Origin of the sequence: Paraburkholderia sp. (assembly GCF_035948235.1) — a bacterium.
GTDB lineage: Bacteria > Pseudomonadota > Gammaproteobacteria > Burkholderiales > Burkholderiaceae > Paraburkholderia.
The window spans coordinates 1-12492 of the sequence record NZ_DASZJJ010000121.1; the positions used below are offsets into that span (position 1 = coordinate 1).

General features: G+C 67.2%; 7 protein-coding genes. 4 read left to right on the forward strand and 3 right to left on the reverse strand.

Going from position 1 to position 12492, the window contains the following annotated elements; translation table 11 throughout:
- A partial coding sequence (locus VG320_RS10965) for a YhdP family protein (RefSeq protein ID WP_327200133.1) occupies window positions 1–3282 on the reverse strand: 3282 nt, incomplete at its 3' end.
- Between the two features lie 310 nt (window positions 3283–3592).
- On the opposite strand from VG320_RS10965, the gene glnE reads away from it, so the two are divergent.
- Window positions 3593–6415 carry a bifunctional [glutamate--ammonia ligase]-adenylyl-L-tyrosine phosphorylase/[glutamate--ammonia-ligase] adenylyltransferase gene (gene glnE, locus VG320_RS10970; RefSeq protein ID WP_327200134.1) on the forward strand — a complete coding sequence of 941 codons (2823 nt, stop codon included), beginning with the start codon at window positions 3593–3595 and terminating at the stop codon, window positions 6413–6415.
- 30 nt (window positions 6416–6445) lie between these two features.
- Here glnE and recN read toward each other — a convergent pair whose 3' ends face one another.
- A complete protein-coding gene (recN, locus tag VG320_RS10975) occupies window positions 6446–8128 on the reverse strand; it encodes a DNA repair protein RecN (RefSeq protein WP_327200135.1) in 1683 nt (560 codons plus the stop codon).
- 102 nt (window positions 8129–8230) lie between these two features.
- On the reverse strand, window positions 8231–9151 hold the full coding sequence (locus VG320_RS10980; RefSeq protein WP_327200136.1) for an NAD kinase: 921 nt from the start codon (window positions 9149–9151) through the stop codon (window positions 8231–8233).
- A gap of 280 nt (window positions 9152–9431) precedes the next feature.
- On the opposite strand from VG320_RS10980, the gene hrcA reads away from it, so the two are divergent.
- The 3 genes from hrcA (at window position 9432) to VG320_RS10995 (ending at window position 12140) form a co-directional block, all read left to right on the forward strand.
- On the forward strand, window positions 9432–10451 hold the full coding sequence (gene hrcA, locus VG320_RS10985; RefSeq protein ID WP_327200137.1) for a heat-inducible transcriptional repressor HrcA: 1020 nt from the start codon (window positions 9432–9434) through the stop codon (window positions 10449–10451).
- Between the two features lie 169 nt (window positions 10452–10620).
- Window positions 10621–11688, forward strand: a complete 1068-nt coding sequence (hemH, locus tag VG320_RS10990) for a ferrochelatase (protein WP_327200138.1) — start codon at window positions 10621–10623, stop codon at window positions 11686–11688.
- Between the two features lie 44 nt (window positions 11689–11732).
- Window positions 11733–12140: an RNA-binding S4 domain-containing protein gene (locus tag VG320_RS10995; protein WP_327200139.1), complete on the forward strand. Its 408-nt coding sequence runs from the start codon at window positions 11733–11735 to the stop codon at window positions 12138–12140.
- Window positions 12141–12492: the final 352 nt, after the last annotated feature.

Below are 12492 nucleotides of genomic sequence, written 5' to 3' on the forward strand. Positions count from 1 at the left end.
CACGTTTTCCCAGTGACGCTTGAGCAGCGTGGGCGTGCCGACGTGGACCGCGAAGCGCGACGGCACGTAGGACGCGAACGCGCCGCCGGGCGCCAGCGGCGAGGAGGCCGTGGGCGCTATCGTTTGCGCGGCGGTTTGCGAAGCAGATTGTGGGGCGGGCGGTGAAGCGACTTGGGGCGCGCTGGCGGTTGCAGTGGCCTGCGCAGCCGCAGGCGCGCTTGCCGCAACAGCAGGATTAGCCGCTGCCGTGCCGCGCAGCTCCCGCGCCACGCGCAGCCAGGCATCGGCATCGAAGGAAGGCAGATCGACGGCTGCCGTCACGCCTTCGGAGGGCAGGTCGGCGGGCTTGTTCATGCCGATCGCGCCGCGCACGACTTCGGGCACATGACCCGGATTACGCCGCAGCACGTAACGCGCCGCCAGCGGCCCAAGTGTCAGTTCGGCGTGCTGGAATGCGGCGGCGTCGCTGGCCGACATCGGCGCGATCGGTGCAAGCGGATCGACGCCGGGACCGGGCTGCAGCGCAAAGCGCAGCGGCATCGGCGTGCCGGCGGTCTTGCCGAACGGCGCGGGCAGGTCGATTGCCAGATCGGTCAAATCGGAGCTGGCCTTTACGTCGGGCAGATGGCCACGTGTGCCGGTCACGGAAAGCGAATAAGGAGCCGCGCCCGAGAAGCGGCCGAGCACCGCCGCCGCCGTGCCGTGCAGGTTCAGGCCACGCGCCGCGTCCACCGCCACGTCGCCCGCGACATTGACATCGTAGTGGCCGTCTTCGCGCATGCCGCCGTTGGCGCGCAGATCGCCGCCAAGGAAGCGTCCGGTCAGATGGTCCACCTGAGCGCTGCGGTTGGTGAATCGCACCCGGCCGTTCAGATCCGAGAGCGGCGGCACGTTATGCGCGACGAGCGTGTTGTGCTCGAAGCCGATTGCGCCCGCCACCGCCACCTTCGGCATCGGCTTGCGCGGAATCGTGAGCTTGAGCGCGAGCGTGGCCGGCCCCTGCGCCTGCACCTTGGCCGTGGCGTGCTTCGAAATCGCTCCGAGCGCGCTGTTGTCGGCGTAATCGAGCAGGTCGGCGAGCGGCCCGCGCCCGGCGCCCTCGATCACGAGATCGGAGCCCTTCACGCCCAGTTCGTCGATGCGCCCGCTCACGTCGTGCAGCACGAAGTTGCGGTAGTGGCCGTGCGCCACGTCGAAGCGCAGCTTGTTTTCCGCGAGCTTGAACGTCCCGTCGATGCCGTCGAACGCCGGCCAGACATTGGGCGCGCCGTTGCGCATCTTCTTCGGCGGGAACGGCGACGGGTCGAAGCGTCCGTTCGCGAACGGCGCGACGATGCGGAACTGCCCCGCGCTCGGGTCGCGCGAATACGGGAACTGGGCGAGGTCGCCGTGAATTTCGATGGTCGCGCCTTTCGAGAGGCCCGCCTGCAGCCCGTGGCCCAGATAGGTGCGGGTTTTCTCGCTGATGCTGGTGGGCAGATAGCGCGGAATCGCCTTGACCTGCGCCTGATCGAAGTGCGCGACCAGATCGAGCGCGCCGCGTCCGTGGCCGGGATTGCGGTAGTGCGCGGTCATCTTCGCGCGCGCGTCGGCGTTCTGCACGCCCAGTTCGGTCACATCGACATCGAACGCCTTGATCTTGTCGCCCGGCTGACGTTGCGCGGCCACGGTCCATTTCGCCGCGCCCCACAGATGGTCGAAGCGCAGGCGCGGATCGTCGAAGACGCCTGGCAGCGTGATGGCGGCGTCGGCGGTATCGAATTTGATCGTGCCGTGCGATTCGTCGGCGTCGATGCGCCCCCAGAGGTTTTCGACGCCCGGCAAGCCCGCGCGCGGGTGGTTGCGCGGCGTGAGGCCCGGCCCCGGCTCCTGGGCCGCGACGCTGAAGCCCTGCAGATCGCCCTTGAAGCGGTAGTGCAGCAGCGGCTCGGTGCTGGTGGTGCGCTGCTCGGCGGCGGCTTCGCCCGATTCGGGTTTGGCGCGCTCCATCGCCAGATCGTAGTTGGCGACGAGCCCGCGCGGGTTGAAGCGCACCAGCGCCGTCTGCACGCGGCCCGGCAGCGGCAGCGCGCGCATGAATTCGCCGAGGATGCCCAGGTCGATACGGTCGCCGCTCACGGAAATCAACTGGCCGCTTTGCAGCGTCTGCTGGCGGAAATGCGCGTCGAGCGTGGTGAGCGCGAGCGAACGCGTGAGCGGCGTGCCGTCGTCGAGCGGCGGCTGGCCGAGTTCGGCATGCAAGTCGCGCAGTTGCAGCGTGTAGTCGCCGGGCGCGAGGCCCATGCGCCAGTTGAACTTTGCGATGGGCAGGTCGAGGCGCGGCTGGGTCGGCTTGACGCGCAGGGCGATGTCGTCGCCGCTGAGCACGCCGTCGGCGGAGACGATGCGGCCGCCTTCGAAGTTTGCCCAGATGGCGTTGTCGATGCGGCCGGCATAGGTCGTGATCGGCAGCGGAATGTAGCGTGCGAGCGTGGGCAGATCGACGGGGCCGGTGGAGATGTAGGCGCTGCCGCTCCAGGTGTTCGGCTTGCCCGCCGGCGCGAAGCGTCCGTGCTTGAACTGCGCGCGGAAGTCGAGCGGGCCGTGCAGCACGGTGCCTTCGGCGGGCGCCTGCAGGGCGATGTGGTGGTCGTAACCGTCGTTGAGAATTGCCAGACGGATGTTCGACAGGCGCAGCTCGGGCACGTCGCGCGTGGCATCGCGCCAGCGCAGCGTGCCGCCGCGCAGCACGATGGCCTGCTGGCGCATCAGCCAGGTCGTGAAGGTGGCGTTGCCGGTATGGGCGGTTGGCACCGGCACGCCGGCGACGCTGAGCGTGCCGTCGTCCTCGCGCGCGATCGACACGTCGGGGTTTTCGACCACGACGCTGGAAAGCAAAGGTTCGAGCAGCACCGCCGAGCGCCACGCGACCGAGGCCGTGGCGTGCGGCACGTTGAGCGCGAGATTGCCGTGGCGGTCGCGGATCGTCAGATTGGCGACGTCGATGCCGGGCTGGAAACCCGACCAGTGTGGCGAAAGTTTGCCGATGCGGAAGTCGGCGTGGATCTTGTCGGAGACGAGCTTTTCGATACGCGGCCGGAAATCGTCCACGTGAGGCAGCACGACATATCGCAGCCCGAGCAGCAGCACGGCGACGATAAAGTAGAAGGCGAGCGCGATGCACGCCAGTACGCGCAGCGTGTGGCGCAGTACCGGGTGATGATGTTGCGGGCCCGCGTCTGCGCTTTCCCGGCTGGCATGTCCGGTATGAGGCGGGCCGGCGGGATCGTTACGCTCGGACATGCTGCGGCGGGTGGGGTATGGTAGCGTTGCGTTCTGACGACGAAATGTATCACACGGGGCCGTGGACACGGCCATCCGGGGAAGCCGGGATGGCACGCGGCGGGGTGGCGCACGGCATTTCGCGCACGAAAAAACTGCACGGCGGCACGTCAAGCGGGCTCGTTTGGCTCACGTTATCAGCTGTCGCCGCTATCGACATGCCTGCCGGACTGCGCTGGTGCGCCAGCCTTCCTCGCCATCCACGCTCCGCGCTCTTTGCTGCATTCTTCGCACAACGACATGCCGATTCATCCGCAGAGCCAGAGCCTTCATGACTGACATTCCTCTCCTGAGTTCCAGTTATTCGCGCTATGCGGCGCGCGTCTATGCCGCCCGTTCCGGGCTGGCCAACGAGGTCGCGGAACTCGCCACCGCGCCGATCACGCGCGAGCGCATCGTCGCGCGCCTCGATGTGTTGTGCATGCAAGCAAGCGGCACGCCCGGCGCGTCCAGTCCCCCCCTCACGCTCACCGACGAGCAACTGAAGAAAGCCCTGCGCCAGCTGCGTGCCGAAGTGATCTGCGCGGTCATGGAGCGCGACCTTGCCCGCAGCGCGGATGTGGGCGAAGTCACCGGCACCATGACCGATCTGGCCGAAGTCACGATCCAGCGGGCGCTGGCGGTTGTGAGCGCCGATCTGGAGACGCTGTTCGGCGAGCCGCGCGGCCCCAATGGCGAGCGCCTGACGCTCGGCGTGGTCGGCATGGGCAAGCTCGGCGGGCGCGAGCTGAATGTGTCGTCGGACATCGACCTGATCTTCGTCTACGAGGACGACGGCGAAACCACCGGCGCGCAGCGCTCGCCCATCGCCACCCAGGACTTTTTCACGCGCGTGGGCAAGCGCCTGATCGGCGCGCTTTCTGACGTGACGGCGGACGGCTTTGTGTTTCGCGTCGATATGCGCCTGCGCCCGAACGGCGATTCGGGGCCGCTCGTGTGCAGCCTCGGCATGCTGGAGGAATATTTCTACGTGCAGGGCCGCGAATGGGAGCGCTACGCGTGGATCAAGGGGCGGCTGGTTTCAGAGCGCGAAAGTGACAGCGCGCTGCGTCTGGCCACGCAACTCGACTCGCTGGTGAAGCCGTTCGTCTACCGCCGTTATCTGGACTTCGGCGTGATCAGCGCGATCCGTTCGCTGCATCTGCAGATTCGCCAGGAAGCGCAGCGACGCGCCATGATGCGCCCCGACAAGGCCGACGACATCAAGCTCGGACGCGGCGGCATCCGCGAAATCGAATTCAGCGCCCAGGTGTTCCAGCTCATTCGCGGCGGCCAGGACGCGGGCTTTCGTGTGCGCCCGACGCTCGCCGTACTCGGCTACGCGGCCGCGCGCGGGCTGATCGCGCCCGAGGTCTGCCACGATCTCACGCTCGCCTACAACTTCCTGCGCGAACTCGAACACCGCCTGCAATACCGCGACGACGCGCAGACGCACGCGATGCCGGTCGATGAAACCGAACGTGCGGCGCTCGCGCAGTCGATGGGTTACGCCGATTACGCGGCGCTGATGGCCGTGCTCGAAGCGCATCGCGAGAAGGTGGAGCGCCAGTTCGACCAGATCTTCTCCGACAAGGTGGGCGGCGAGAGCGGTTGCGGCGCGCCCGACGATGGCGTGGCCGCGTGGGTCTGGAGCAGCGCGCTCGGGGAAGAAGGCGCCGACGGCGATCTGCTCGCGCGCCTGACCGAACTCGGCATCGACGATCCCGAACCGCTGCTCGCGCGTTTGCGCGGGCTGTGGCAATCGTCGCGCTACACGGGCTTGCCGGAGAAAAGCCGCGAGCGTTTCGACAGCGTCGCCAAGCGCGCGCTGGAAGCCGCGCGTACGCTGGAGCCGCGCGAGCGGCGCGGCGACACGCTCGCGCGCATGTTCGACCTGCTCGAAGCGGTGATCCGGCGCGGCGCGTATCTGGCGCTGCTCACCGAATACCCGGATGCGCTCAACCGCGTGCTCAAGGTGCTGGGCGCGTCGCGCTGGGCGGCGGGCTACCTGATCCGCCATCCGCAACTGCTCGACGAACTGCTCGACGACGAGGCGATTTCCTCGCCGTTCGACTGGCCCGAGTTCTCGCGTCTGTTGCGCGCGCGCCTCGCCGCCGCCGCCGATGTGGAGCAGCAGATGGATCTGCTGCGCCACGCGCATCAGGCCGAGGTATTCCGCATCCTGCTCAACGACCTGGCCGGACGGCTGTCGGTGGAGCATGTGAGCGACCGGCTTTCCGAACTCGCCGACGCGGTGCTCGACGTCACCATCGAGATCGTCTGGAAGCACTTCGCCAAACGCCATCGCGAGGTGCCGCGCTTCGCGGCGATCGCCTACGGCAAGTTGGGCGGCAAGGAACTGGGCTACGCCTCGGACCTCGACATCATCTTCCTCTACGACGACGAGGACGAACGCGCCGCCGAAATCTACGCGGCCTTCGCCCGCCGCCTCATCACCTGGCTCACCACGGCGACGGGCGCGGGCACGCTGTTCGACGTCGATCTGCGTTTGCGGCCCAATGGCGAATCGGGCCTGCTCGTGACCGATCTGGACTCGTTCCGGCGCTATCAATTGCGCGAGGGCGACGCGGCCAATACCGCGTGGGTGTGGGAGCATCAGGCCCTCACGCGCGCGCGCTTTTCGGCCGGCGATGCGGCGATCGGCAATGCTTTCGAGGCGATTCGCGTGCAGGTGCTGACGACGCCGCGCGACGCCGCGCCGCTCGCGCAGGAGATCATCGAGATGCGTCAGCGCGTGGAGGATGGTCACCCGAACCGCACGGCGCTGTTCGATCTGAAGCACGATCGCGGCGGCATGGTCGATATCGAGTTCACGGTGCAGTACTGGGTGCTGCTGCACGCGGCGCAGGACCCGGAGCTGATCCGCAACACCGGCAATATCGCGCTGCTGCGCGAGGTGTCGCGCTTTGGACTGATGAGCGAAGCGGAAGCCGACGCGGTGGGGGCGGCGTATCGGCTTTATCGCAAGCTGCAGCACCAGTTGCGGCTGGACGGGATGGAGACCGCGCGCGTCGATCCGACGCGCGTGGAATCGCAGCGCGAAGTCGTGCTGGCGCTGTGGATGCGGGTGTTTGGGGAGCGGGCCGGGGAGTGAGGGGTTGGCGGCTACGTTGAGCCGCCACTTTCAAGCCGCCAGCATCTCCTTCGCATGCCGCCTCGTGGTGGCGGTGATTTCCAGGCCGCCGAGCATGCGGGCGACTTCTTCCACGCGGCTCGATTTATCCAGCGCCGTGACCGCCGATACCGTGCCGCCGTTGCCGTCGCCGGCCTTTGCCACCTGGAAGTGCTGGTCGCCGCGCGCCGCCACCTGCGGCAAGTGCGTGACGCACAGCACCTGGCGCGCGCGCCCGAGTTGATGCAGCAGGCGTCCGACCACTTCCGCGACGCCGCCGCCGATGCCGGTGTCCACTTCGTCGAAGATCAGCGTGGGTGTGGGGCTCGCGGCGCTTGCGATCACGGCGAGCGCCAGGCTGATACGCGCCAGTTCACCGCCCGAGGCGATCTTCGCGAGCGGTCGCAGCGGCACGCCCGCGTGGCCCGCGACGCGGAATTCGATCTGCTCCAGACCATGTGCGCCGCCAATCGGCTCGCCGTTGCCGCTGTTGCCGCCCAGCGGCACAAGCGCGACTTCGAAGCTGCCGCCCGCCATCGACAATTCCTGCATACCCTGCGTCACCGCTGCGCCGAGCGCCTGCGCGGCTCCCGCGCGCGCTTTCGAAAGTTGGCGAGCCTCGACGAGATAGGCTTCGTGCGCCTTGTCGGCGGCGGCGCGCAGCGCGTCAAGATCGGACGCGGCGTCGAGCAGCGCCAGTTGCTGGCGGCGCGATGCGTGTTCGGTGGGCAGCGCTTCCGGCTGCAGGCGGAATTTGCGCGACGCCGAATGCAGCGCATCGAGACGCTTTTCGACCTGGGCGAGCCGGTTCGGATCGAGTTCGAGCCGCTGCGCATAATGCGACAGCGAGTAGGCGGCTTCCTGAAGCTGGATCGTGGCCGGTTCGAGCGCGGCGAGCGCATCGCCTAGCGCGCCATCGACTTCGGCGAGATCGCGCAGCTTCGAGACGATCGAATTCAGATGCGAAATCATCGCTTCGTCGGATTCTGAGAGCGCCGCGAGCGCACCTTGCACGCCCTCGATCAGGTTCGCCGAATTCGACAGACGGGTGTGCTCGGCGCTCACTTCTTCCCATTCGCCGGGCTGCGGCGCGAGCTTGTCAAGCTCAGCCAGTTGCCAGGCAAGGCGCTCGCGTTCGAGCTGCAGTTCGCGGTCGCGCGACTGCGCGGTCTGCACGGCGTAGCGCGCATCGCGCGCGTCGCGCCAGGCGCGCGTCACGCGTGCGGCCAGATCGAGCAGGCCCGCGTGCGTGTCGAAGAGTTCGCGCTGGGCGTCCGGGCGCATCAGCAATTGATGCGCGTGCTGGCCGTGAATGTCGACCAGGCGCTCGCCGATGTCGCGCAACTGCGCAAGCGTGGCCGGCGTGCCGTTGATGAAGGCGCGCGAGCGGCCGCCGCTGTCGACCACGCGGCGCAGAATCACGCCGTTTTCCGCATCGCTGTTGGCGAGCGCCTGCTCTTCGAGCCAGGCCGCGACGTGCGGCGGGGCATCGAATTCGGCGGTGATGTCGGCGCGGCTCTCGCCCGCGCGCACCACGCCTGCATCGGCGCGCGCGCCCAGCGTGAGGGCGAGGGCGTCGATAAGAATCGACTTGCCCGCGCCGGTCTCACCGGAAAACACGGTGAAGCCGCTATCGAATTCGAGGTCGAGCGCGGCGACGATCACGAAGTCGCGAATCGAGAGATGACGGAGCATGGCGTCTTGAATCTGGCGGATGGCGCTGGCGCCGGTTCGATGGTTCGTTGCTTGGATTCGGTGGTCGCGGGTGCGGCCGGCGCGCCCCGCGGCCTGGGTGCGTCAGTCGTGCGGCTCGGCCGGGAGATTCTGCAGCGCGGGTGGCTCGTTCCAGTGCAGCTTCTGGCGCAGCGTGCGGTAGTAGCTGTAGCCGACCGGATGCAGGAAGGGCACGGTATGGCGCGAGCGGCGCACCTCGATCACGTCGTTGAGCTCGACCGCCGTGAACGACTGCATGTCGAAGTTCACGTTGACGTCGCGGCCCGCGACGATCTGGATGCTCACCTTGCAGTCGTCGGGCAGCACGATCGGGCGGTTCGATAGCGCGTGCGGCGCGATCGGCACGAGCACAATGCCTTGCAGCTGCGGATGCAGGATCGGCCCCTGCGACGACAGCGCATAGGCGGTCGAGCCGGTGGGCGTGGCGACGATCAGGCCGTCCGAGCGCTGGTTGTACATGAAGCGGCCGTCCACGTGGACGCGTAGTTCCGCCATGCCGGAGAAGCCGCTGCGGTTCACCACCACGTCGTTGAAGGCGAGCGCATGGTAGATCGGGTCGCCGTCGCGCATGATGCGCGACTCGAGCAGCGAGCGTTCTTCGCGCTCGAAGCTGCCCGCGAGCAATTGCGGCACGATCTCCTGCATGTCGGAGAACGGAATGTCGGTGATGAAGCCCAGGCGCCCGTGGTTGATGCCGATAAGCGGCGTGCGGTAGGGCGCGAGCTGGCGGCCGATGCCGAGCATCGTGCCGTCGCCGCCGAGCACCACGGCCACATCCGCGCGCGCGCCGATTTCGGCGGGCTGGAGCGTGGGATAGCCGCTCACGCCGATCTCCTGGGCGGTCTGCGCCTCGAACACGACATCGAAACCGCGCTGGGAGATGGTCTGGGCGAGCGCCGTCAGCGGCTCGCCGATGCCTTGCGTATTGCTGCGCCCGACAAGCGCAACCGTTTTGAACTGGCTCTGGATCTTCTGGATCTGCATGCCCGCATTACACCATAGTCAGTGCACGAAAAGAACCTGTCGCCCGCGCTCTGCCGCAACGGGCGCGGGATTCGCCGCACCTGGACAGAAGCCGGTGACACGGCGTTGACAGCCGTGTGACCCGCAGATGACCCGCAGTTCACCCGCAGTCGACACCAACGCGCGCCGCAACGCAGCGCTCTGCGCGCGTCTGTTGCCGCTGTCAAGCCAGTCGGGCGCCGCCGCCCGCGCCCGCCTGCGTACTCGCGGCCAACCCGGCATTAGGCTAGAATTTTCAGTCATGCTAGATCCCCGCGCACAAACCCTCCTCAAAACGCTGATCGAGCGCTACATCGCCGAAGGTCAGCCGGTCGGCTCGCGCACGCTGTCGCGTTACTCCGGGCTCGAACTGAGCCCGGCGACGATCCGCAACGTGATGTCCGACCTGGAGGAGCTGGGGCTCGTTTCCAGCCCCCACACCTCGGCGGGGCGCGTGCCCACGCCGCGCGGCTACCGTCTGTTCGTCGACACCATGCTCACCGTCGAGCCCTCCGGCGACGAGGATGCCCTCACGCGCGCGGTCAAGACCACGCTGCGCCCCGGCGAGCCGCAGAAGGTGGTGGCGGCGGCGGCCAGCGTGCTGTCGAACCTCTCGCAGTTCGCGGGCGTGGTGCTCACGCCGCGGCGCAGCCACGTGTTCAAGCAGATCGAGTTCATGCGCCTGTCGGACAAGCGCATCCTGCTGATTATCGTGACGCCCGAAGGCGACGTGCAGAACCGCATCATGGCGACCCAGCGCGATTTCACGCCGTCCGAGCTGATCGAAGCCTCCAATTACATCAACGCGCATTTCGCAGGTCTCTCCTTCGACGAGGTGCGCCGCCGTCTGCGCGAGGAAATTGACGCCCTGCGCGGCGACATGACAAGCCTCATGCACGCGGCCGTGACCGCCAGCACCGAGGAATCCGATACCGGCGAGAACGTGCTCATTTCCGGCGAGCGCAATCTGCTGGAAGTGGCCGATCTGTCGTCCGACATGGCGCGCCTGCGCAAGCTCTTCGACGTGTTCGACCAGAAGACCAGCCTGCTGCAACTGCTGGACGTGTCGAGCCATGCCCAGGGCGTGCAGATCTTCATCGGCGGCGAGTCGCAGCTCGTGCCGATCGAGGAAATGAGCGTGGTGACCGCGCCGTATGAAGTCAACGGCAAGATTGTCGGCACGCTGGGCGTGATCGGCCCCACCCGCATGGCCTACAACCGCGTGATTCCGATCGTCGATATCACCGCGCGCCTGCTTTCGCTCACGCTCAGCCAGGGCTGAGCGTTTCCTGCACGCTTGCTGCATCATCGCCCGAGGCGGCGCGCCGCGCCATTGGCCGAATGGCCAACGATAGTCGACGATGACCGGCGCAGGTGAGCGCAGGCCCGCCCGCTATAATGCGCACTTGTGCAACCGTTGCCGCGCCCCGCGCGTGGCGCCCTGATCGCCTATGCGTTTCGACCTCGAGCGGCCCTTGCAGTCCGCTGTCGCGCATCGTGTCGCGGTGCTGCTCATCAATCTTGGCACCCCTGACGCGCCCACGCCGCGCGCCGTGCGCCGCTATCTCGCGCAATTCCTGTCCGACCCGCGTGTGGTCGAGATTCCCGCGCCCATCTGGCAGGTGATCCTGCGCACGCTGATCCTGCCATTGCGCGGGCGCTCGTCGGCGAAGAAGTACGCGGCGGTCTGGACGCCCGAGGGCTCGCCGCTGCGCGTGCATACGCAGAAGCAGACCGACGCTCTGCGCCATCTGCTGCAGATCAACGACTACACCGTGCTCGTCGATTACGCGATGCGCTACGGTACGCCCGATATTCCCGCGATCCTCAACCAGCTCAAGCTTTCGGGCGCGGAGCGCATCCTGCTGGTGCCGATGTACCCGCAGTATTCCGCTTCGACCACGGCCACGGCTTTCGACGCCGCATTTGCTGCACTGCGGCGCATGCGCAATCAGCCGGAAATCCGCACGGTGCGCTCGTACCATGACCATCCGGCCTATATCGGCGCGCTCGCGGCGCAGGTGCAGCAGTACTGGCAGGTGCATGGCCGTCCCGATTTCGCATCCGGCGACCGCCTCGTGCTGAGCTTCCACGGCGTGCCGAGCCGCACGCTCGATCTGGGCGATCCGTACCATGACCAGTGCCAGCAGACCGCGTCCTTGCTGACGCACGCGCTGGGTCTGTCGACCGTCGAATGCCGCGTGACGTTCCAGTCGCGCTTCGGGCGCGCGCAGTGGTTGCAGCCGTACACGGCGCCCACGCTCAAGGAACTCGGGCAGGGCGGCGTGCGCCGCGCCGACGTGTTCTGCCCCGGTTTTACGGCGGATTGCCTCGAAACCATCGAGGAAATCGGCATGGAAGTGCGCGACGAGTTCCTGCACGGCGGCGGCAAGGAATTCCACCGCATTCCTTGCTTGAACAGCGCGCCGGCGTGGATCGCCGCGCTGGGCGAGATCGTTGCGCAGAACCTGCAAGGCTGGCCGGTGCAGGCGAGCGTGCCGGTGGGCGCGGCGGCCTGATCTGGCCCGATCGCCGCAGAAGGAATGTCAGCAGGAAGTCACAAATGAACTACAAGATTTCGACCGAACCCGGCGCGCGTCTGCGCATCGACAAATGGCTCTGGGCGGCGCGTTTCTTCAAGACGCGCTCGCTGGCCACGGACGCTGTCGGCAAGGGCCATGTGCGCATCAACGGCGAGGCGGTCAAGGCGTCGAAGGACGTGCGGGTGGGCGATCGCGTCGACATCGAGATCGATCATGTGCGCTGGGAAATCGACGTGCTGGGGATCTGCGAAGTGCGCGGCCCCGCGAGCATCGCGCAGTCGCTTTACGCAGAGACCGAAGAAGGACGTGCCGCACGTGCGGCGGAGCAAGAGCGGCGCAAGCTGTTTCGCGAGCCGGCCTCCGCGTTGCACGGCAGGCCGACCAAGCGCGATCGACGCACTATCGACAAACTTTCGCGTGAGGATTGAAGAGCGCTTCCATCGTGGCGTGCACGCCACCATATTCCGTGGTGTTCTCGTTCACGGCGCCCGACATACATATGGTGGTGGTTCCGGCGATGAGTACCAGAGCGACCACCGAAATGGCAAAGGTCAGTTTCACGGTACTCCCCAAGGGATCGCTGCAAAACGGCCAGGCATGAGGCCCATTGTGGTGCGTTCGGGCCGGTTCGGTGGGGTGCTGAAAGCTCCGGGTAAACACCGCGTGAGCAGCACCTGTTCCTGAGTGTAGGTCAGCCGCGCGGCGCACTCAATCCGATTTTTTCCGCGCTGCAGTAATGGTTGTAACCGGCGGTTTCGGCACTTTGAACTCTGTCTAAAA